Genomic DNA, 21,645 nt, shown 5'->3' on the forward strand with positions numbered 1-21,645 from the left:
CCCTTACGCCTTGGCCGGCTTCGCGCCGGCCGCCTTGATGTCCGCCGCGATGCCGTCCTTGCCCTTCTCGATGCCCATGGACAGGCGCAGATTGCAACTGTGCGCGGCTTCGATGAAGAGGAGCGCCTCCTGCAAGAGGCGCGAGGCTTTTTCCTTATCGAGCTGGGCGCCGCGTTGCTCGTGGGCGTGGATGTAGAACTGCGCGAAGCGCGGGCCCGCGAAAGGGTCGAAGAACTTCTGCGTATCGTAGAAGCGCTCCTTCCATTCCGCCATCACCTTTTCGGGATCGTCCGGAACGTCGATGTTGTACATCTTGACCAGGCCCTGGGCGGCGTACACCATGGCCTTGTAGGCCAATGCCGCGCCGGTCTGCCAGTCCCCGGTATCGAACTTTAGCTGGGCCTCGAACACCTCGCGATCGGCGGCCTTGAGGCCGAAGTCGGTCAGGGAAACCACCTCGCCGGCGCATTCCCCGATCCCCTTGTCCTTCACGTTGTACTCGCGCACGCTGCCCCAGTCGGTATAGAAGGACTTGTCCGCATCGTATGCGGGCACCGCGGTCACGTCGCCCAGGCTTTGCATGATGACGGCCTTGCCGGTGCGTTCGACCCAGGCGCGGAAGGTCTCGCCCTTGTTCTTGCGCGTCAGGTAAAGGTCCAGGAGCTTGTCGATGGCGGCGGGGATGGCCTTGGAGGCGATGCCGCCCACGGCCAGGCCGTAGGTTCCGCCGTTATTGGCGAACTGGCCGCCCAGCACCATCTGGAAATGCGGCACGATGTATCCGCCCACGTTGCGGCTGATGCCGAAGAAACCGATATCGGCGATGTGCTGCTGGCCGCAGGAGTTGAAGCAGCCGGAAACCTTGATGCGGAGATTGCGGACCGCCTCGTCCATCTGCACGAACTTGGTGGCCAGGCGGGTGCGCAGCTCGGCGGCCAGGCCGCGGGAGCTGGAGACGCCCAGCTTGCAGGTGTCGGTGCCGGGGCAGGCGGTGATGTCCACGATGGACGCCGCGCCGGCCTGGTGCAAATCGATCGTCGCGAGATCCTTGTACAAATCGTAAAGGTCGGATTCGCTTACGAAGCGCAGCACGATGTTCTGCTCCACCGTGGTACGCATAGTGTCCTGGATGTACTTGCGGGCGATGCTCGCCAGGCCGCGGGCCTGGTTGCTGGTGATGTCCCCCATGGGTAACGTAACGGTTACCGTCGCGAAGCCGTCCTGCTTCTGGGGATAGACGTTGGTCAGGCACCAGAAGTCGAAGGCGGCGTCGTTGGTCTTGGGGATGCCTTTGCCGGCGGGCCGGGCGGCCTTCTCGTCGAACTTGGGCAGGGTGGCCAGGAAATCCGTCCAGCGCGGATCGGCGGGGAGCTTGGCGCGCTCTTCGAGCACGGCCTCGCGGAACTTGTCGATGCCCATGTCGGCCACCAGGAACTTGATGCGGGCGCGATGGCGCTTCTTCTTCTCGCCCAGGCGCGCGAACACGCGGCAGGTGGCCTGGGTCAGGGCCAACACTTCGTCTTCGGCGACGAAATCGGTGAAGAGCTTGGCGTCGTAGGTGACCGCGCCCAGGCCGCCGCCCACGTAGAACTCGAAGCCGCGCTTGATCGATCCGTCCGGCTGGCGCCGTACGGCGGCGATAAGACCCAGGTCGTGGATGTTGGTGAGGCCGCAGGGATTATGCTTGCAGCCCGAAAGCGCGATCTTGAACTTGCGGCCGAAGTCCTGCACGTCCGGATGGCCGAGCAGGTAGGCGAATACGGCATTGGCGTAGCCGGTGATGTCGAAGGCCTCGTCGCGGCAGACGCCGGCGATGGGGCAGGCGGTCACGTTACGCACGGAATTGCCGCAGGCTTCGCGGGTGGTGATGCCCACCGCGGCCAAACGACGGAACATGGACGGGCAATTCTCGATGTGGATGTAATGGAGCTGGATGTCCTGGCGCGTGGTGACGTGCAGGATCGAATCCGAATATTCCTCGGCCAGTTCGGCGATGACCTCGAGCTGCTGCGCGGTCATGCCGCCCCAAGGCAGCTTGATGCGCTCCATCCCGGGCGCGTCCCACTTGGTTTCGGGACCTTTGTTGAGATCGGTCGGGAAAGGGATGGTACGGCTCTCGTTGCCGTCGTGGCGATGCCCGTTATCGTAGCGCTGGCCATAGGCGCCCATGCGCAGCCGCGTTTCCGCGAAGAGCTTGTCTTCGATCTTCCCGCGCTTCTTGAGCACGATATCGGTCTCGAAATTGTCGATGTCCTCGCGCCATTTCGGATTGACGCGGTCGGACAGGAGTTGTTTCCAATAAGCGGCGGCGGGCGAAGAAACGAGGTCTAAGGCTTTCATAGAGGGGGAAATATAAAAACCCTCCTGGTAATTCCTAGTTCCGGACTGGGTTTAAAGGGGTCAAATGCCAGTCTGATTGCGCTCGCCTCACAAAAATGCTCTATTTTCGCATTTCAGAGGGTATTATTGAGTTCTAAAAACATACTCCTCTAGTATGGTTTCAGCAACCCCGAAGGGAAATCCTACTACCAATGGGCATGGCCTCTACCCCTTGCAAGCGCCCCTTTCCGCAATCCCTTTCCTATCCTGGCTGCGGCAAGCCGGAGGGCATTTCCCAAGCGGAGCTGAACGCGGATACCGAATCCTTCTATCGCTATTACCGGGAACGCTATTTCCGGGCTTCCAGCGGCGGCACGCCGGGGGGCGGATGGTATATCGACCGGCCCGATGGCTACCAAGGCGGCCAGTACAAGACCATTTCCGAAGCCCATGGGTACGGCATGATCATCCTGGCCCTGATGGCCGGGCACGATCCGGAGGCGCGCGCGCGCTTCGATGGCTTCTGCAATTTTTTCGATCACCATCGCAGCCGCAGCAACGGCGAGCTCATGTCGTGGCTGGTTCCCGAAGATGAAGGCCCCCTCGCCAACGATTCCGCCACCGACGGCGATATGGATATCGCGTACGCCTTGCTCCTGGCCCACGTCCAATGGGGCTCGGAGGGTTCGGCCGCGGCTCGCGGGGTTGACTATCTCGGCAAGGCGCGCACCCTCATCGATAAAGGCCTGAAGGCCAGCAATCTGGGTCCCGGGCATCGCACCCTGCTGGGGGATTGGGACAAGAACGGGTTGAACACCCGCCCTTCGGATTGGATGACCGGGCATTTCCAGGCCTTCCACCTCGCCACCGGGGACGATACGTGGCTCAAGGCCCGGTCCGTCGCTTACGCGCTCATCGCCGATCTCACGCGCAGTCACGCCCCGGCCACCGGTCTCATGCCCGACTTCGTGGTCGGGGATCCGCCCCGGCCGGCACCCTCCAATTTCCTGGAGCGGCAGCACGACGGGGCCTATTCCTGGAACGCTTGCCGTGTGCCTTTACGCTTGGCCGCCGACCTCGCCCATACTGGATCGAAAGAAGCCGGCGCCGCCCTTTTAAAAACCTCCCGCTGGCTGCGCGCGGCCACCGGCGGCGACCCGGAGGCTATCCAGGCCGGCTATGCCTTGGACGGGACCCCTCTGGCGCAGAAGTCCTCCCCCGTCTTCACCGCGACCTTCCTGGCAGGCTGCATGGCCGATCCGGAGGCCGGGGAATACCTGGCCGCGGGATGGAAGTCGCTGGGCCGTCCTGCCAGCTACTACGGAGATGCCCTGACCATGCTTTCCATGTTGCTCTTGTCGGGCAACTGGTGGGCGCCGGAACCCATGTAGGTCCGCCGCCTGGAACATTCCGTCCCCCTGCCGGCGCCGCCGCGCAAGGCCTACACGGCGGATGGGGTTGGAGGTTTTCGGGGGGCTCGCGCAATTTGCGCCCGAACTTGCGATCATTTGACCTGCACCGATTTGAAAGAAGCGGATTTCTCCCCTACAATGGGTCAGCGCCTTTCCTTGGCATACGCGGACGGACGGTTCGCGGGGCGCGCAGGGAATCAAGGAAGATGGACGAGATCGAAGAAGAAAGAATCATGACGGCGCGCCGCATGGCGCGCAAGCTGGCGCGCAACGCCTCCAGGAACCGCACGGTGCGCAGGCTTCCGCAATCGATGGTGATCGTACCCAAGCATCATGGCCGGGCTTCGCATATGCGGCGCGCCATCAATACCCACAAGCGCTTGACCTACATCCTGCTCCTGGGCGCCGTGCTGTGCGCTTACATGGTCGATTTGGATCAGGATACGCTGGAGTACGTGATGCGCACGGTAGGCCGGGAGGCGCATCATCACCTTCCGGGCGTAGACATCAGCCTCTTGGATCTGCCCGGAGTGTCTTGAGCGGGAACCCGGGCGCTTAGCCCGGCGCTCCGACGCGATTCCCCAGGCGATCGATCCGGCCGACGGGCCGGGCGGGATTGCCCCTGACCAAGGTATAGGGCGGCACGTCCTTGGTGACCACCGAGCCCGCCGCCACCATGCAAAATTCCCCCAGTTCGATACCACAAATGATGGTGGCGTTGGCCCCGATGCTGGCGCCTTCCTTGACCACGGTGGGCGTGATCTGCCAATCCTTGTTGAAAGCCCGCGGGACGCGGTCGTTGGTAAAGACGGCGTTGGGGCCCACGAACACGTCGTTCCCGAGGGTGACGCCGTGGTAGACGGCGACCCCGTTCTGGATTTTGCAGCGATCCCCGATGACGACGGAGTGATCGACGTAGACGTCCTTGGACAGGACGCAGTTCGCGCCGATGCGGGCGTGCTCCCGGATCTGGACGTTGATCCAAACCTTGGTGCCGTCACCGATTTCGGACTCGGGCGACACGTGGGCGGATGGATGGATGAAGACGCCGGGAAGGTGGGAGCTCATGCTCGGCCTTTCGGATGATCCTGGATGATTTCCAAGGCGCGCAAACCGTCGGCGGCCAGGGCCAGTTCGCCCGCCTCGCCGGTACGGACGTAATGGAAGAAGGCCGCGTCCTGGCTCAGCAGGGGTTCGGCCTTGGGCACGAAGCAATCGCGATGGATGAAGGCGTTGTTCAGCGTGTAGGCGGAATACTCGACGAGCTCCTGCGTCATCAGGTTGGCCTCGTAATAGGCGTCGGCGGTGGCGACTTCGATCTTCCGCTTCTTGAACGGGGTGAGCCAATTGGTGGCGATGCCCGCTATCAGATCCCGTTCCAGGGAAAAGGAGAGGATGGCGTTGTCCTCGTGGTGGTCGTGGATCTTCTTGGATTTATGGATGGAGGCCGACAGGATTTCCCGCTTCGAGATGTAGCGGATGAGATCGATGTCGTGCACGGACAAGTCGGTCAGCACTCCCACGTCGGCGATGCGCGGAGGGAAGGGGCCCACGCGCGTGATCTGGATGCTGAACAATTCCTTGCCGGCGAGCTCGCGGATCAGGGCGCCCACCACGGGATTGAAGCGTTCCGTATGGCCCACCGCGAGCTTGGCGCCCGGGGCCCGCGCGGCCGCGAGCAAGGCCTTGCCTTCCTCGGCGGTGGAGGCCAGGGGCTTTTCCACCAGCACGGCCAGGCCTTTATCCAGGCACTTGCGCGCGATGGATGCGTGCAGGAAAGACGGGACGGCCACGATGGCGGCATCCACTTGCGCCCCGGCGAGGAGCGCGTCCACGTCGCGGAACAAGGGTTCGGGATAGGCTTCCGCAGGCTGCGCGTCGCAGAGCGCGGCCACCTGCACCCCGGGGATCAGCTTCGCGACGCGGTAATGGTTCTTGCCCATCACCCCTAATCCGATGATTGCGAGGCGGATCATCGCAGTACCTCTTCCGGCATCATGGCAATACCTCTTCCAGCGCGAGGCAGACCGCGGCGATCTGGGACTCGGCCAACATGCCGTGCATGGGCAAGGATAACACTTCGCGCGCCGCTTGCGTCGCGACCGGGCAGGCGTCGTCGCCGATCTTGAGATGGGCGAAGGCGGGTTGGGCATGCAGGGGAATGGGGTAATGGACGGCGGTGGGGATGCCTTTGGCCGCCAGGCGGGCCTGCACCCGATCGCGATCGGGCACGCGCAGGGTGTATTGGGCCCAGGCGGACGCGTGGCCTTCCCGCACCACGGGAACCCGCGCGCGATCGCGAAGGCGATCGGTGTAACGTGCCGCGGCGCGCTGCCGATGGCCCAACTCGGCATCGAAATGGCGCAACTTCACGCGCAGCACCGCGGCCTGCAAGCTGTCCAGCCGGCTGTTCATCCCCACCGACTCGTGGCGGTAACGACGGAGCGAACCATGGTTGAGCAAGGCCCGCAACCGCTCCGCCATCCCCGCGTCCCGGACGAAAAGGGCGCCGCCGTCCCCGTAGCAACCGAGAGGCTTGGAAGGGAAAAACGAGGTAGCGGCGATCTCCGTGAAGGATGCGGAGCGCTTGCCGCGAAAGCTGGCGCCGAAGGATTGGGCGGCATCCTCCATCACCCACAGGCCCCGCTGCCGCGCCAGGCTCTCGATCGCTTCCAGATCCGGCATCTGGCCGAATAGGGAAACGGGGATGATACCCCGGGTGCGGGCCGTGATCTTGTCGGCGAGGGTGGACGGGGTGACATTGTAGGTTTCGGGATCGATGTCGACGAAAACGGGGGTCGCCCCGGTCAGGGCGACCGCCTCCGCGGTCGCGAAAAAGGTGAAGTCGGGAACGATGATTTCGTCCCCAGGCCCCGCTCCCAGGGCCAGGAGGGCGACGTGGAGGGCGTCGGTCCCGTTGGCGCAGGCCAGCACATGGGGAACCCCGGCATAGGTAGCGAGCTCCGTCTCCAAGGCCTTCACTTGCGGCCCGTTGATGAAGGCGGAGGAATCCAGCACGCCTTGGATGGCGGCGTCGATTTCCGCCTTATAGGCCTGGTATTGCGCCTTCAGATCGCAAAATTCCATTACTTTCCCATCAGCTTCCGCCGCGACCCGCTAGCCGCGGGGCCCGCAAATAAGTACAAAAAATGGGACGGCCATGGACCGCTTTCCGCTCAAGGATTCACATCGTCCGCGCCTGGCCGCTGCGGCATGGTCGTGCGCCCTGGTTTTGATCCTCTCGGCCCGGCCTAGCGCCTCCACGCCGCCCTTCGACGCCCTGCCCCGGCCCAATATCGATCTGGCCCGCGCCGCGATCTCCGATCTGAAGGTGTTCGTCGACTACGACGAGGACACCGCCACCTTCGCGAGTTGGCCGGTGGATAAGTTCGGCCGCCGCTTAGCCGCAGGCGAAATCGCCCGCGCCATCCGCCTGGGGCTGCTGCTGTGGGCCAGCGTATTGCCGGATATGCGTTTCCGCCTGGTCCAGCGCGAATCCGAAGCCAACCTCATCGTGCGGTTCGGCCCCTACCGCATGTCGGGCTTTACCGACGCGGGCGGCCGGGCCTTCACCCCCGACGAATGGGCGCTTCCCGACGGGGACTGCGGTCGCAAGGCGGAGAACCGACGGCCGAACGGGGCGCGTTGCGCGGAATGGGAGCATTGCATCATCTTGCTGGAGAACGGGCGCTGGGCGGTGAAGGGCATCGATTGGCGGGGAATGCGCATGGCATGGCTGGACTTCGCTTGGATCTTCGACCCCGCCCTGCCCCATTTCGGCGCGGCCGGGAAGTGCCGCGACGGCCGGGATACGAGCGCGCCGTGGACGGAAGCCTGCGTGCCCTTTCGGCAATCCCCTTACTTCGACTCCCTGGCCGGGGCGGATCTGGCCTCCGCCTTCGCGCATGAGCTGGGGCACACCTTGCTGGGAGCGCATACGCCCGCTCCCTACGCCTGCGCCGACCTGCATCGTCGCCCCATCCTGTCCCGGGACAGTTGCGTGCGCTTGACCTCCGACGGGTATTCGATCCTTTTCCCCGGCGACGGGTTGGATTGCTGGTGGAACCGCCGCGGCGTGTTCGGCGCGGACGCGGCCCGGCTCAAGGCTCTGGGGTATCGTGTGAGTTACCCAATGGCGCGGGCCGTCCTCATCCTCACCGGCCCGGGAGGGCGAAGCTTACGGACGCGGGATTGGCGCGCGGCGCAAGCGGCCATGATATGGCCCTTGCGCAGCCGGGTGCTCAGCGCGGCGGAGGCGCGACGGGAATTGTTCCTGACGGAGATCCGGCTCGATGAGTGACCGATATCGAAGGCGCGAGGCCGCGGCTTCAGCGTATCAGGGCGCGCGCCCGCGCGTAGGCGCCCATGAGGGCCCTCGCTCCCGGGCCACTCCATTTTTCCAGGGCATGGCGCGCGACCAGTTCCTGGGAGAACTTTTCCTTGAACTCGGACAAGCTGCGATGGTCGGCGCCGCAGAGATCGAAAACGTCGAATTCAGCGCGGTAGCGCAGCATCAGTTCCCGGTAGAGGAAGTGCATCGCCCCCGCGTGATCGGCCTCTTCCAAGGAGCAGGAATACCAAAGGATGGCCGTGCTGTTGCGGCGATCCAGCGCCACGCTGGCGAAGGCGATCTCCTTGCCTTCCGGCGTGACGACGGAAACGTTGTCCAATAGGCCGCTCCCGCTTAGCGCCTTGCGAAGGTCCGAGGCCCAGCGGGGTTGCCAGGCCATGTCCAGCCCCTTGCGGGCGAAGGTGCGCGTGAAGGCGGTTTCGAAACCGTCCCCGGGCCCGCTCTCTCCCAGGCGCAGGCCCAGCCGTTCCGCCTTGCGGATGTTCTTCATGGCCGCGCGGTTGAACTCCAGGCTATCCGGCGACTTCAGGCGGTTGAGCAGGGTATAGCGCGGGGTACAGGTCCAACCGCGATCCAGCGCCGGACGCGCGTCGTTCCCGTCGGGGAGCAGGAGGCAGTAGTGGAATTCCTTCTCCAGGAAAGCCAACATCTCCCGCAGGATCTCGTAACGCTGCTTGGTTTCTTCGCTGAAGAATTTGCGTCGCTCGCCTACGAAGTAGGGCCCGCCATAGAAGGTGAAGATGGGCACGAAAACCTTGCGCAGGAATCCGCGCGAGACCGATTGCAGCGGCAGGTAAGCCGCCAAGGTCTCGCCCTTATAGGCCTTCAGGATGTGCAGGGGGAAGGGAAGCGCTTGGGCGGTGGCTTCCAGCCAGCGGCGGGCGCCGAACACGGGCGCGTCCTCGGGCACTTCGGCCAGGGAAGAGTCCATCTGGACGCTTAGCTTTTCCGCATATTCGCTCATTGCCGGCCCGGGCTAATCTAGCAAGATGAGTCAGGCCCAATGCCCGGCCCAAGCCAAGTAGGCCGCCGCGCCGGCCAGCAAGGCGGCCAAACGCAGCCAACGCCCCCGGCCCGGCCCGAAGAGGGAAAGCATCCATCCCCCCGTGAAGACCAGATCGGCCCCCAAGGCCCACGCCGGAAGATAGGCGGGAGGCCCCAAGCGGCTGCCCACGGCCACCGCCAGCGCATTGACCGCGCCCGCCGCCACCAGGCGCCGGCAGTACTCCCAGGTCCTTCCCGCGGCCATGGCCTGGGTGATGGGCGGCATGCGCAGGATATGCAAGTAGGTCGACAACCCCATCACCGACAAGGCCCATGCCCCGTAGCCCAAGGTGGCTTCGTTCCAACCCGCATGCCGGAACAGGATCAACAACAGCGGCCGCGCCAGGAAGGGCGCCGCGGCCAGCGGCACGGCGCAGGCCAGGGCCATGCCGTCGAAAGCGCGCCGCAGGGAAGGCACGGCCGAGTCCGTCCGCGCCACCAAGCGCGGCAGGAGAACCATCAACAGGGATGCTGCGAATTGGGAGATCCCGACGATGACGCGGTAGGCCGCGCCATAGGCTCCCAGGAACGGGCTATCGCCGCTGGCGGCGCGGAAAGCGTAGAAGCCGAGGGGCAGGAACAGGAATTCCAGGGAGTAGGCGAGGGTGAGCGGCAGGGATCTCTGCCAGAGAGCGCGCACGCGCGCCCCGCGCGGGCCGGGCCAGGGCCAGCGCAAGCCGCGGCCCCCGGAGGCGGCGCGGAACAGGAGGTAGGCGAATGCCGCCGCGGCCCCGCCCGCGAAGGCCCCGGCGGCGGCGATCAAGGTGGGATGGCGCCGCACCAGGAACCAGGTAAGGGCCAAGGTGACCCCGCCCCCCAGGATGCGATGGACCACGAGGTCGTACCATTTGCCGCGCGCCACCGACCACCATTCCAATTGCGCGGCGCTGAAGAGCAGGGCCGGCGTCAGCGCCAGGGCCGTCAGGAGCATTCCCCGATCCCGGAAGGCCGCTTCGAAGGCCAGGTAGATCACCGCGGCGGCCACGGTCGCCCAGCCGCGCGCGCCCGCGATGAGGGCGAAGGCGCGATCCGAAAAACGCGCCCGCACGGCCAGGGAGATGCCCGTGACCGGCGAGGCCAGATTGGCGACGTTGGAAAAGAGGGTGAAGTCCAACAGGCATACGCCGTAGCGGCCGAAACCTTCCAGCCCCAGGGCCGCCGAGCAGACGGAAATGGAGATCAGGTTCAGGGCCTGCCCGATCGCCAGGGAGGAGAACAGCAAAGCCGTCGGGCGCGCGGGCACCATTTCCGCAACGGCGGCGGCGCGGGACCGCATGCCGCCGGTGGATCCGCCGCCTTCACCCGGCATCGGCCCCCACGTAACGCGCATGCGTCCCCAGGGGATCGAAGTCCGGCAGGCCGCGCCCGTCCGCCCGGGCGATCAGATCGGCGTAGACTTCGGCGTTGCCGGGGAATTCGTCCGCATGGAAGTAGTCGTTATGGAACAGCACGGTGAAGACCCCGCCTTGGCGGCAGGCCGCCTCCAGATAGCGTCCCGCCAGGGCCCGCGCAGGCTCGACCTCGCAGGTGCGCGGATCGTAGGCTTGGAACTCGGCGAAGATAAGCGGGACTTCCATAAGCCGGGTAGGGCGATCGGCGGCGCAATCGAACCAGAGGAAAGGCCAGGACGTGCCGCAGCGGAAGCCGGGAGTATCGTTGTAGCCTAGGGTGGAATCGACGCGTATCCCCGCGGCCGCGAGATGGGAAAAGGTCGAAGCCGCGTCCCAGCGCAGGTAATGTTGACGGTTGAGGAAGACGGGCGCGTCCGCCAAACGCGAGATTTTTTCGCGCTCCGCGCGGATGCCCGCGGCATCGTCGATCACGTGCACCTGCCCATGCAAGCCCACGTCCTTGCCCGCGTCCTGGCATTGGCGCAGCACCTTAAGGTAGCGCGGCCGCGACAGTTCATAACGATGGATGAGATGGTCCCGCCCGTTGGCCAGGAAAAAGCTGGCCGAGCGCCGGCGGCCCTCCATTGCATGCACGCGTTCCATGCAATCGTACGGATCGCGGCCCGTGAAGGCGCGCGTCCCGATTTCGCCCCAGGCGCGCTTCAGCGCGCCCCAACGGCCCCGGGCCAACTGCAGCGGCGAGCGGGCGATCTGCCCCGCCACCGATCGCATGCGCCATTTGGAAAGGTTGTCGAGATCATGGGTGAGCCACAGGCGCGCGCGGCCGGGAAGTGCGTCGATGGAAGGCGTGAAGCGCGGGAGCAGCCCCAGGAGTCGGAACATCCAGCGATCCACCCAAGGCTCGGCATCCAGGCCGAAGGCGGGGTCCGGCAATTCGCGGAAGACCGCTTCCCGGGAGGCGGATGCGAAGGCGGGCAAGCGCTCGGCGCGGCGGAAGAGGATGTCGGCGCAGAAGGAAAGCAGATCCCAATCGGAACGGATGATCGCGCCCGAACGGGTCAAGGCGAGGTTCCCGCATGCGTCCAGGACATCGCCTCGGGCCGCGGCCTGACCGGACCCGGCCGCCGTGCGCGGGACCGGAAAACCGCCGCGGCTGCGCGCGCAGACGGGCGCGCTATCGCCGGCGGCCCGGCCCGGGATCACCAGGCAGGCGGCCTCGCCGACGGGCTCGCGATCCCAATGGATATCGGCTTCCGCATCCGTTTCGACCAGCCCCAGTCCCAGATGCGCCGCGTAGGTGCGCACCAAGTGGAGGACGGCGTTGTGGTCGGGATGGGATCGGTTGCCGCGGAACCGCAAGGGATCGGGCGAAGCCATGCGCCGGGAATATAGCAAGTCGGACCCGATGCCCCGCCAGGGGCCCCCGCGCGTTGACTTTTCCGGAGGCCCATCCTAGTTTGGGCCCGTGGCAAACCGGGGCGCAAAGGGATCGGCGGCGCGGGAAATCACCCTGGTGTCGGCCCAATCGCCGCGCTATTACCCCCATGTCGCCCGCCATCTCGGCAGCCTTCGGAAAGCCTTTCCGCGGGTACGTCTGCTTTATTGGGAGAAGGACCCGAACGAGCCCATGTACGCCTTTCCCGGGGTGGAGGCCGTGCGAGTGGTCCTGCCCTTCAGCTCGGGCGGCCCGCGCTTCTTCCTGAAGCTCATGTTCGCCTTCTGGCGCCGCCTGCGGATGATGCGGCCGGAGAATATCGAAGCCATCGATCCGTACGCTCTGATTCCCGCGCGCGCCTATGCGCTCTTCGCCCGGCCGGGAGGACGGCCGCCGCGCATCGTGTATTTCTCCATGGAATACTTCGCCGAAATGCCCAGTCTGCGAGGTAAGCCATGGAAAAGGGGGGTCTGGCTTTTCCTCGAGCGTTGGGGCGCCTCCGGGGCTGCGGCGGCGGCCACGGTTTGCGACAGCATCGCGGAACGGTTGAGCGCCGGATTCGGCCTGCCGGTGGCCACGGTACGCAACGTACCCGCCCGTTCCGGCGGCGGCCCGGCCCCGGACGATTCCCTAGGTAACTTGGATGATACCTCGTATCCCGGCCTGCATGCCCGCTGCGGGGTGGCTCCGGAAATCCCCTTGCTCATTTACCAGGGCGCCCTGCAAATGGGACGCGGCCTCGAAGCCTCCATCCGGGCCTTGGGGATCGTTCCCGGATTGCATCTGGCCATCGTCGGCGGAGGCGGCCTGCGACCGGCCTTGGAAGCCCTGGCGCGGGAGTCGGGCTGCGAAAGCCGGGTCCATTTCCTGGGGGAAGTCGATTTCCGCGAACTCGTTCCGCTCACGCGCGAGGCGGTGGCGGGCTTGGCCCTGATCGAACCCTTATCCGCCAGTTATCGTTTCGCCCTGCCCGGCAAGCTGTTCGAATATATCCAGACGGGCGTGCCGGTGATCGCCACCGCCCTACCCGAGATGCGCAAGATCATCGAAGGCTACGGCGTCGGCGTGTGCCTGGAAGATTACGGCCCCGTCCCCCTGGCCTCCGTCCTGCGGCGCCTGGCCGAGGATCCGGCCTGGCGCGCCGGCTTCGCGGCCAACTTGGAGCGTGCCGCCGCGGATCTCTGCTGGGAAGCCGAAGAAGCGCGTTACCTCGCTTTGTTCCGATGAGACCGCCCGTTATGGCCCAACCCGAATACAGCCTGCTCATCCCGGTCCGCAACGAAGCCGCCCGCATCGAGGGCGTGGTCCGCGCCGTCTTTTCCGAGCTGCGGGGGAACCCCGTCTGGGAAGTTTGCATCGCCGACGACGTCTCCGATGACGGCACTTACGAGCGCTTGCGGGAATTGTCGCAGGCGTTCCCGTTCCGCCTTTTACGTCCGCCCGCGAACCTGGGACGCGGCGGCGTCCGCAACTTCCTGGCGACAGAGGCCCGCGGCGCGATCCTGGTTTTCCTGGACGGGGACAGCCGGCCGCAGCCCGGATTCATCCGGGCCTGGGAAGGGCTTGATCCCGCCGTTGCCTGGATGGGCAGGATCTCTTACGAGGCCTCCCCGCCCAGCGGCTTCAGCCGGTTCCTGGCCCGGGGTTCGGGCATGGGTAAGATCCGCCGGCCGGGCCCGGTACCGACGGCCTACTTCGTCTCGCAAAACTTCCGGATCTCCAAGGACGTTTTCCTGAGGGCCGGCGGTTTCCGTACCGATCTGAAGGGTTGGGGCGGCGAGGACGTGGATTTGGCGTACAAGCTCGCCCGTCTGGGCGTGCCCTTGAGGATCCAGCCCGACTCCGAGGCCCGTCACCCGTCGGTTACGGGTCTGGCGGGTTATTTCAAGCGCTTGGAGGACTTCGGCCGGATCAACCTGCCGACGCTCGTCGCCGAGCACCCCGACCTGGCGGCCCAGTTCAAGCTCGGCCTGGCGCGGCCTCCCTGGAGCCTGCTCTTCCTCAATCCGATCCTGGACGCCCTATGCCGCGCATTAGTCGTGGGCATCCCCGCCTGGCCTTGGCCTTACGCCCTTTACCGGTATGCGGTTTTCAATCGCTATGCGCGCGGGTACCGTCGATCCCTAAGACCGCCGCGGGCCTGAGGGTTTATCGTTTTACGATGGGATCGCGCGGCAATGAGGGCTCATCGCGCGACGATCAGCTTGCCGTGCTTGGTTTCCTTGGAGGTTTTCACGACGTAGAAGTAGACGCCCTCGGTGACCCGTTTGCCCGACGGGTTGCGCCCATCCCATTGGATTTGGTCTCCCGCGCCGCCCTTGGACAGGGTACGCCGGAAAACCACCTCGCCCGCTTGCGTCAGTACCTGGACTTCGCTTCCCGCCGCGAGGTTGTCGAAGACGACGACGCGATGCTTGGGCAGGAAGGGATTGGGATAGGCCTTAACATCGGAAAGATTGGGGCGCAGGGGACGCGAAAAGCTTTCGTAACGCGCGATGCCTTTGTCCGTGGAAACCCAAACGTCCCCGTTATCCGGATTGACGGAGAGGTTGAATATGGTCTCGGAAAGCAGGCCATCGTTGAGCCCGTATTTGCGGAAGGTATGCAGCGATGAATCCTTCCCGGGGATCACCTCGAAGACGCCGCCTTCCGTGCACCCCGACCACAGATGCCCGCTGGGATCGCGCTCCAGGTTCTTGCAGGACACGCCGGAAAACCCATCGAGGGTATGGTAGGTTTTCACGCTGTCGGGGTGATTCGCCAAGTCGTTCACGTAGAGCAAATCCGAGCCTTCCGTCGTGATCCAGAAATTCCCGTAGGCATCGGCGCTGCCCGCCAAGGTGGGAGAGGGAGAGGTAAGCAAATGGGGAAGCCTATTACCCGGCTCCACGGAAACCTTGCCGCCTTGATCACGGATGCGGTAGGCTTCCAATCCCCGATCGGTAACCACCACCAGCATGGTGTCCCCGACCACCTGGAGGCCGCGCCCCTGCTGGGTGCCCTGTTCATCGGTCTGCGGGCAGGTCAGCTGCCGGGTCGCCCGATCGAAGTAGACTAACTGGTATTTCGTATTGGTCCTTAGGATGGTGAAGAAATACCCCTTATCCCGATAGGCCGCCATGGCCTCGATGGCCGGATAATTCGGATCCTTGTCGACCGATGAAACCATGCACGAGTTGGTGGCGTCCAGGGAGAGGGTCACGTTGCCCCGGCGGTAGCGGATGCCGGATCCCCAAGTTCCCAGGACTACTTCGTCCGGCCCGGGTATGTCGAAGTTATGCAGGCCGCGACCGGTCCATTCCGAATTATCATCCAGGATCTGGAAAGCCCCGCCGGCCGTATCCCATTCCTGGCCCCGTAGCTTGAACATCTGGGGGTTGGCATAGCCATATACCCCGTAACGGTTGGCCTTCGTGGCGGTGATCTGCTGGTAGGGCAGGCCCAACGGGTTGACGAGAGCAACGTAGGCGGCCGTATCCCGGGGAAAGAATTCATACATGAAGTCGAAGCGGCCTACGTACCAATGATCGCCGACCTTGCCGATGGTCCCCATATTGAGGGTATCGGGGAAAACCTTGCCGTCCACTTCGAAGGTGGAGCGATTGCGGGAAATGCGCGCGGGGGGGTCGGTCAGGACCACGCCGTCGTAGTCGCTCGCGATGCCCTTGGGCCCGTAATACAGGACGCCATGGGCATGGTCCTGGTTCGCGTCGGGCGGAAGATGGAGGCCGGTGTCCGCCGCGACCGTATTGGAATCCTGCGGAGCGTCCGCCAGGGTCGGGTCGAAATAGAGGCCCCCCGTCACGACCTTGGTCCAGATCGCGGGATTGAAGATGTTGACTTGCGGATCGGTGAGCAGGCGATCGAAATGCAGCACGGCGCGGAAAATGCCCAAGCTGGTGCCCGTGAAAAGCGTATCCCCCACGAAGAGGAGGGAGTTCACCGACATGCCCGACACCGTTTCCAGCTTGGTGACGTTCGCCTCGGCGACCCGCTTCTTCACGTTGTAGAAGCTTAAGCCCTTATCGCTTCCCACCACCAGGTAGCCGGAGCGGTACAACAAGGCCCGCTTGTTCAAATGCCATCCCGCCCCCTTGTAGCCGGCTTCCAAGACTTCCCAGGAATCGGATCCCCAGTTGTACTGGTATAGGAAGCCGAGTTCCGAAGCCGCGAACACGTCCCCCTCGGGACTCGTCGCCAAGGCGTTGATGCCCACGTCCCGCAGCCCCTCATGGTTGCGGTAGGCGGACTCGGCCCGGGTGGAGGGATTGAGTTTGCGGATGCCGCCGGCCGTAGCCGTGAACAGGAAGCCTTTCGCGGAGGCGAAGGCGCGGATGTCCCTGAAAGCGGTGTAGGTGGTCCAGTCGCCAACATAGGCCCGGGCCGCGGAAACGATCGTCAAGGCGATCAGCATCGCGTTGCGCATATTCCCTTTCATGGCACGGCCATCGGGGCTAGATTCGGCATCGCGGGTAATCTACCAAATAAGGATTCCGCCCGGCGAGGGCGGCCAGCGCGTCCGGCACTTCCGCATCCAACTCGATTTCCTGGTCGACGGCCGCCCAGGGCAGTCCCGAGCCCTCCAATTTCACCGCGTCCTTGCGCGTGCAAAGGATGGGCGCGCCCGGGAAACGGGCGACGACGGCCCGCAAGCGCGCGAGCGGAGGCTCACCATGGTTGCGCCCCAAAACGATCCCCAAGGGCCGGATTCCCTCCCGCTCCAAATCGGACAAGAAGGGGGCGGGATCCCCCAAGGAACAATGGACCAGGCAAGGCCGGGAGCGATCCCACCCGGCGGGAAGGATCAACCGGCGACGGAAGCAGGGCCCGTCCGGCCGATCCGCGGTTCCCCTAGGTAACATGCCCGTTACCCCATCCTGCAAGGTCGTCCCCGTGTCTTCCGCCCCGATCCGCCAAGCCCAGGGGCCGGTCACGACCCGATCGGCGCGCGCCGCCGCGGAAGCCGCTTCCCGGAACGGTCCCGCGGGAAGCAGATCCCTGCGACGGGGCTTCTCGCCTGGGCGCGCCAGTAGGATGCGGAATGCGCCGAAGAGGCGCGGGTCCTGGAATCCGTCGTCGGCGATGAAGACGTCGAAAGGGCCGCCGGCTTCCCCGCCCGCGAGCCGGCGCCATGCGCGCGCGCGGTCGCGCGTGGCGAACACGCGCGCTCCCGATTCCCTTCGCAGCAGCACCGCTTCCTCCGAACTGGCCCGCCAATCCGAATCCGGCCCCACTTCCAAAAGGCCTCCGGCTTCGCCTTCCAGGCCCGCGGATCCGCGCGCTTCCCCCGGCCCGATCCGATAGGCCAACAGCGCCGGCCTCAGGCCGCGCCGGGCTAATTCCCTGGCGAATGCCAGGGCCATGCTGGTCTTGCCCGCGCCGCCGGCGCGCAAGGATCCGATCACGATGAGGGGCCGGTCCGGAGGCGGGCCGAGAACGGCGCATTCGCGCATCAGCCAGGCCTGATGCGCCCGGAAACCGAGACGGTACAAGGGGGTCAAGGGGAGAAGCCACGCATGCGGCCGCCAGAGCCGCGAGCCCCAACTTTCCCAAACCGGCAGGGCCCGTTGCCAGGCCTGCGGTCCCGGGGAAATTGAGTTTCTGGCGGCCACGTGTGATAATGGTTGGGATTGTTCCGACGGTCTCCGCGTGGCCGGGAAATCTAGCTATTCCCGTCTCCCGGCCACCCAAAAGCGAGGATGCCATGGGGTTCGACGATAAATTGGTCCGCAAGAAACTGGAAGTGCTCCTGAAGGACGATACCTTGGTGGAGAAGTACTTGCGCGTCTTCGGGCCCCGCTTGGATATGGGGAACGTCGCCAAGCTCAAGCAGGAGCAAATCCGATCCACCGCTTCCGAAGGCGTGGCGGGGGATAAGGACGATCCCACCTACCGGATCATGCTGAAATGCCCCATCTGCAACCAGGCGGATATCACCTGCTTCGAGCTCAAGGCCAAGAGCCTGACCAGCGCTCTCGACCGGTTCCAGGTCCCCCGCTATACCGGGGTGAAGCCGTTCCGCAGCGTCAACTACAGCCTTTTCGCCGTTACCGTTTGCCCGTCCTGCCTTTTCGCCTCGCCCGACAAGCGCGATTTCGTGACCTTCTCCGTGCAGGCCAGGGCCGAGAACAAGTCCCAGCTCAGCCCTTTCGTCCTCGACGAGCTGCGCAAGCGCATCGATGACCGCAAGAAGATCGTACCCGCGCCCGACCTGGCCGCGTTCTTCTCCCATCCGCGCTCGCCCGAAGCCGGCATCGCGAGCTATCGGCTCGCCATCCACCGCGCCCTGGCGGAGGCCTCGTTGGAGACGCCGCTGGCTTGGTACAAGGCGGGAATGTACGGGCTCAAGATCGCCTTGCTGCAGCGCGACACCGGCAAAGACGATACCGATATCCTGAAGGAATCGGCCAAGTACCTGGCCAACAGCTTCCGCGCCAGCGAACTGAAGCTTCCCGACCTGGAGTGCCAATTGGTCTACGTCCTAGCGGCGCTTTTCCTGCGCCTGGGCGAACAGACGCAATGCCAAAGCTACTTGGGCGTACTGGAAAAATGGAAAGGCGAAGTCGCCAAGGGGCAAAGCCAGAACCCGGATCTGACCGCCGCCCACGTCGATCGTTGGCTCGACAAGGCCAAGGAGCTGTGGACCGATCGCGAGCTTCCGGATTTGTGGACGCATTAACGGATCCCGATGGCCAACGATTCCGGCGCGCCCCGTAACCGGCGCGTGACCCTCATCCGAATCCCCGCCAGTAAGTCCCGGGGTAAAACCGGGACGCTCTTCGCGGGCCTCCTCTTATGCGCCGCGGCCGCTCAGGCGCAAAACCTGAACCTGGGCGGCTTCGGGGATTACGCCGGCGGAAGCGCGGGCATGCCGGTGCTGGGATTCCTCAAGCTACCCGTTTCGGCCCGCGGGGTGGGCATGGGCGCGGCCAGCCGCACCACCGACGAAGAGGCCACCTCGGTGCTGGGCAACCCCGCCTTGTTGGGCCTGGTGGGGGATTACTATTACGCCGTCTCGCACACCGAGGTATTGGGCGAGTTCCGCCACGAGAACCTGGCTTTCACCTATCCGACCGCCAGCTTCGGCAATTTCGCGGGCTCGGCCAACATCCTGGCCGCCACCGAGTTCGAGGACGCCCGCGACATCGACGAGAACCGATCGCATCCTTCCGCCTACGACGCCGCCTTCGGCCTTTCCTACGCGAGGAGCCTGTGGCAGGACCGCGTAAGCGCGGGAGCGCGCCTGGACCTGATCCACAGCGAGGTGGCGGGCGCCGGGGCCAACGGGTACGCGGTATCGACGGGCGCCCTTTTCATGCTGGTCCATGACTTAAGGCTGGCATTTACCTTGGATAACCTTTCCCACGGGATTCGTTACGATCAGCACGCCGACGCCCCCATCGAACCCCTGCCGCTCGCCCTCGGAATGGAACTGGGCAAGCCTTTGCTTAACGATCGCTGGTCGGCCCAGGTGGGCGCCGCCCAGGGTAACGACGGCGTTACCCGGTTCTACGGCGGCGCGGAATGGCGCGCGCTCAAATACCTGGTGGTGCGCGCGGGCTACGACGGCAGCGCTCAGGACCGCCGCCTGGGCCCATGGCCCGGCATCGCCGCCGGCTTGGGCATCAAATACGATCGCATCACCTTGGACTACGGCTACCAGTCCATGGGGCCCCTGGGCGATTACCATGCCTTCTCGCTCAGCTACTCCCGCAAATCCGAATTCCTGCCGCGCGACGATATCTACCTGGAAAGGGCGCAGGGGAAATTCCGGAAGGGGGATTACCGCGCCGCGCTTGCCTTGGCCCGCGCCGCCATCGCGGTCAACCCTTACAACCTCAAGGCCCAGGCGCTGGCCCAAAAGGCGGCCTTGGAAATCGATCGCCTGGACGAGATGGCGGTAACCCTGGCTTACACCGGCAACACCGATGGCCGCTTGGCGTCGGAGTGGCGCGACGGAAAGCCCATGGGCGGCCTGCCCCGGCGCAAGACCAAGCTATTGGAAATGAGGGGATCGGACGGCAAGATGCTCATCCTGGACGCGGGGGATCTCACCGCTCCCGGGGCCGGCCTGGACAAGTCCCAGTACGTATACGGGGCCTACGCGCAAATGCCCTACGATGCGGTGAACGTGGGAGCGGCCGAGGCGCGCCTGGGGGCGGAACGCTTGGACGCGCGCCTGCCTTTCCTGGCATCGCAAAAGCCCCTCGACGGAATGCGGCCCTTGGTATCCGAGAAGAGCCTGATGCTTAAGCATGGGACGGAAGTCCGCGTGCTGGGCGCCGCCTCGCCGGCCGGCGTACGGGCGGAAGCCTTGGGCGGCAAGGAGTTGGAAAGCGTGGCGGCTGCCGTCCGCCGGCATGCGGGCGGAAGCGCCGGTAACCGCATCCTGGTCCTGCTTCTGCACGCGGGCCTTCCGGAAGCCCGCGCCCTGGCCGCGAAAGTCCCCGAGCTCGACGTCATCATCCTTTCCGGCGAGCCCATGGCCCTGGCGGCCCCGATGCAGGCCGGCCATACCTTGTTATGTTCCCCTGGCTTCGGGGGCACCCACGTGGGAGAACTCACCCTCCGCCTGGATAAGCGCGGGCATATCCTGACCTATCGCCACTTCCTGCTTCCCCTGGACGGTTCCGTCCCCGAGGATCCGGCGTTGAAGAAATTCCTGGAGCCGGTCACCGTGGACCCGAACAAACTCTCGTTCGACGATGCCGACGACGATTACCGCGCGCAAGTGCTGGCATACGTGAACGCGGATACCTCCGGGAAAGGGGGCCGCCTGTTCCTGCGCGATCTGCGCCGGGGCAACGATTACGAGGTGCCGACGGGAGGCCTTCTGTGCGCCCATCCCATCCTGGGGTACGGCAAGAACAAGGTCGCCTTCACGGGCGAGGACCCCTCCGGGGCGCGGGAGATTTACGCTTTCGAGCCCGGCCTGGCCCGCCTGGACACCCTCACCGCCCTGGGCGGGCGCGCCGGCGAGCTGCATTGGTTCTTGCGCAACAACGCCCTGCTCGCCATCTACGCCAAGGACGGCCATTCCGAATTGTACCGCATCGATCCCTGGAGCCGCGAAACGCGCGATTTGACCAAGGGCCGTTTCGGCGCGGTGACCGGCTTCGATCTGGCGCGCGCCGGCGATCGTCTCGCCCTTTGCGGCCAGGATGGGAAGTCCGCGATCCTCTGGGTAACCAATCCCGATCTGGAAACGCCCGTGATCATCGCCAGCGAACGAGGCTTCGCGGGATCGCCCCGCTGGGATGCTACCGGCGACAAGCTGGCCTGGCTGGCCGCCAATCCCGCCGATAGCGGGCGCGGACTTTCGCCTGCGGACACGGCCGGCGCGGGACCGGGCGGCGGGACGCCGGGCGGCGAATTGCGCGTTTTCGATTTCAAGACCAAGACCCTCATCAACGCCACTTCGCATAGCCGCGTACGTTCTTTCGCCTGGTCCGCCGACGGCAAGCGCGTTTTCTATTCCGCCGGCGTCAACCTCGCCGACGTGAACGCCTTCCGGGTGGACTCCATGACCCTCTCCAAGCTGACCCCCGCCTCCCTCGACCCCCGCAGCGAAGAAAACCCCGCGCCCAAGCTGCTAGGCGATCGGGACGGGATCCTCTTCGAGGCCGCCACCGCCGGGGAACGGAAACTGATGTGGATGGATCTCAAGACGAAGGAAGAACGGGTGCTGGCGGATTCGGCGGGCTACAACTCGCTCAAATGATCACCGTCACG

At 65.2% G+C, this 21,645-nt stretch carries 16 protein-coding genes; 7 read left to right on the top strand and 9 right to left on the bottom strand.

All coding sequences use genetic code 11. The annotated features are described in order from the left end of the window. Positions 1-3: 3 nt before the first annotated feature. Positions 4-2,340, bottom strand: coding sequence for a nitrite/sulfite reductase (locus JF616_03495; protein MBW8886802.1), 2,337 nt, complete (start codon positions 2,338-2,340; stop codon positions 4-6). Positions 2,341-2,537: 197 nt separating this feature from the next. Here JF616_03495 and JF616_03500 point away from each other — a divergent pair, with 197 nt between their 5' ends. After that, on the top strand, positions 2,538-3,710 hold the full coding sequence (locus JF616_03500) for a chitosanase (GenBank protein MBW8886803.1): 1,173 nt from the start codon (positions 2,538-2,540) through the stop codon (positions 3,708-3,710). Between the two features lie 227 nt (positions 3,711-3,937). Beyond that, positions 3,938-4,270 carry a hypothetical protein gene (locus tag JF616_03505; GenBank protein MBW8886804.1) on the top strand — a complete coding sequence of 111 codons (333 nt, stop codon included), beginning with the start codon at positions 3,938-3,940 and terminating at the stop codon, positions 4,268-4,270. 16 nt (positions 4,271-4,286) lie between these two features. On the opposite strand, the gene JF616_03510 is transcribed toward JF616_03505, so the two are convergent. The 3 genes from JF616_03510 to JF616_03520 are packed head-to-tail and all read right to left on the bottom strand — an operon-like array spanning position 4,287 to position 6,818. Beyond that, positions 4,287-4,799 (bottom strand): N-acetyltransferase, encoded by a 513-nt coding sequence (locus tag JF616_03510; GenBank protein MBW8886805.1) that lies wholly within the window; start codon positions 4,797-4,799, stop codon positions 4,287-4,289. Beyond that, on the bottom strand, positions 4,796-5,707 hold the full coding sequence (locus JF616_03515; protein MBW8886806.1) for a Gfo/Idh/MocA family oxidoreductase: 912 nt from the start codon (positions 5,705-5,707) through the stop codon (positions 4,796-4,798). Before JF616_03515 ends, JF616_03510 begins: the two co-directional genes overlap by 4 nt. A 19-nt stretch (positions 5,708-5,726) precedes the next feature. After that, a complete protein-coding gene (locus tag JF616_03520; GenBank protein ID MBW8886807.1) occupies positions 5,727-6,818 on the bottom strand; it encodes a DegT/DnrJ/EryC1/StrS family aminotransferase in 1,092 nt (363 codons plus the stop codon). Between the two features lie 73 nt (positions 6,819-6,891). Between JF616_03520 and JF616_03525 the strand changes: the two genes are divergently transcribed. After that, on the top strand, positions 6,892-8,031 hold the full coding sequence (locus JF616_03525) for a hypothetical protein (protein ID MBW8886808.1): 1,140 nt from the start codon (positions 6,892-6,894) through the stop codon (positions 8,029-8,031). Positions 8,032-8,059: 28 nt separating this feature from the next. Here JF616_03525 and JF616_03530 read toward each other — a convergent pair whose 3' ends face one another. The 3 genes from JF616_03530 to JF616_03540 are packed head-to-tail and all read right to left on the bottom strand — an operon-like array spanning position 8,060 to position 11,873. Next, a complete protein-coding gene (locus tag JF616_03530; GenBank protein ID MBW8886809.1) occupies positions 8,060-9,046 on the bottom strand; it encodes a hypothetical protein in 987 nt (328 codons plus the stop codon). Positions 9,047-9,076: 30 nt separating this feature from the next. Next, positions 9,077-10,402, bottom strand: coding sequence for a hypothetical protein (locus JF616_03535; GenBank protein MBW8886810.1), 1,326 nt, complete (start codon positions 10,400-10,402; stop codon positions 9,077-9,079). Between the two features lie 22 nt (positions 10,403-10,424). Further along, on the bottom strand, positions 10,425-11,873 hold the full coding sequence (locus JF616_03540; GenBank protein MBW8886811.1) for a polysaccharide deacetylase family protein: 1,449 nt from the start codon (positions 11,871-11,873) through the stop codon (positions 10,425-10,427). A gap of 118 nt (positions 11,874-11,991) precedes the next feature. On the opposite strand from JF616_03540, the gene JF616_03545 reads away from it, so the two are divergent. Both JF616_03545 and JF616_03550 read left to right on the top strand, forming a co-directional pair. Next, positions 11,992-13,140 carry a glycosyltransferase gene (locus JF616_03545; protein ID MBW8886812.1) on the top strand — a complete coding sequence of 383 codons (1,149 nt, stop codon included), beginning with the start codon at positions 11,992-11,994 and terminating at the stop codon, positions 13,138-13,140. A gap of 11 nt (positions 13,141-13,151) precedes the next feature. Further along, a complete protein-coding gene (locus JF616_03550) occupies positions 13,152-14,057 on the top strand; it encodes a glycosyltransferase (GenBank protein MBW8886813.1) in 906 nt (301 codons plus the stop codon). Between the two features lie 41 nt (positions 14,058-14,098). Here JF616_03550 and JF616_03555 read toward each other — a convergent pair whose 3' ends face one another. Next, a complete protein-coding gene (locus JF616_03555; GenBank protein ID MBW8886814.1) occupies positions 14,099-16,339 on the bottom strand; it encodes a T9SS type A sorting domain-containing protein in 2,241 nt (746 codons plus the stop codon). A gap of 28 nt (positions 16,340-16,367) precedes the next feature. Continuing rightward, the gene (locus JF616_03560) at positions 16,368-17,525 is read right to left on the bottom strand and encodes a tetraacyldisaccharide 4'-kinase (GenBank protein ID MBW8886815.1); all 1,158 of its coding nucleotides are present in this window, start codon (positions 17,523-17,525) and stop codon (positions 16,368-16,370) included. Between the two features lie 92 nt (positions 17,526-17,617). On the opposite strand from JF616_03560, the gene JF616_03565 reads away from it, so the two are divergent. Beyond that, a complete protein-coding gene (locus JF616_03565) occupies positions 17,618-18,592 on the top strand; it encodes a DUF2225 domain-containing protein (GenBank protein ID MBW8886816.1) in 975 nt (324 codons plus the stop codon). A 9-nt stretch (positions 18,593-18,601) separates the two neighbouring features. Then, the gene (locus JF616_03570; GenBank protein ID MBW8886817.1) at positions 18,602-21,634 is read left to right on the top strand and encodes a PorV/PorQ family protein; all 3,033 of its coding nucleotides are present in this window, start codon (positions 18,602-18,604) and stop codon (positions 21,632-21,634) included. The last annotated feature ends 11 nt before the right edge of the window (positions 21,635-21,645 follow it).

This window comes from Fibrobacterota bacterium (genome assembly GCA_019509785.1).
GTDB lineage: Bacteria > Fibrobacterota > Fibrobacteria > UBA11236 > UBA11236 > Chersky-265.

Bases quoted from the DNA above. Each gene is read 5' to 3' on its own strand.
- JF616_03495 (MBW8886802.1), bottom strand. From the start codon at position 2,340: ATGAAAGCCTTAGACCTCGTTTCTTCGCCCGCCGCCGCTTATTGGAAA.
- JF616_03500 (MBW8886803.1), top strand. From the start codon at position 2,538: ATGGCCTCTACCCCTTGCAAGCGCCCCTTTCCGCAATCCCTTTCCTAT.
- JF616_03505 (MBW8886804.1), top strand. From the start codon at position 3,938: ATGGACGAGATCGAAGAAGAAAGAATCATGACGGCGCGCCGCATGGCG.
- JF616_03510 (MBW8886805.1), bottom strand. From the start codon at position 4,799: ATGAGCTCCCACCTTCCCGGCGTCTTCATCCATCCATCCGCCCACGTG.
- JF616_03515 (MBW8886806.1), bottom strand. From the start codon at position 5,707: ATGATCCGCCTCGCAATCATCGGATTAGGGGTGATGGGCAAGAACCAT.
- JF616_03520 (MBW8886807.1), bottom strand. From the start codon at position 6,818: ATGGAATTTTGCGATCTGAAGGCGCAATACCAGGCCTATAAGGCGGAA.
- JF616_03525 (MBW8886808.1), top strand. From the start codon at position 6,892: ATGGACCGCTTTCCGCTCAAGGATTCACATCGTCCGCGCCTGGCCGCT.
- JF616_03530 (MBW8886809.1), bottom strand. From the start codon at position 9,046: ATGAGCGAATATGCGGAAAAGCTAAGCGTCCAGATGGACTCTTCCCTG.
- JF616_03535 (MBW8886810.1), bottom strand. From the start codon at position 10,402: ATGCGGTCCCGCGCCGCCGCCGTTGCGGAAATGGTGCCCGCGCGCCCG.
- JF616_03550 (MBW8886813.1), top strand. From the start codon at position 13,152: ATGGCCCAACCCGAATACAGCCTGCTCATCCCGGTCCGCAACGAAGCC.
- JF616_03555 (MBW8886814.1), bottom strand. From the start codon at position 16,339: ATGCGCAACGCGATGCTGATCGCCTTGACGATCGTTTCCGCGGCCCGG.
- JF616_03565 (MBW8886816.1), top strand. From the start codon at position 17,618: ATGGGGTTCGACGATAAATTGGTCCGCAAGAAACTGGAAGTGCTCCTG.
- JF616_03570 (MBW8886817.1), top strand. From the start codon at position 18,602: ATGGCCAACGATTCCGGCGCGCCCCGTAACCGGCGCGTGACCCTCATC.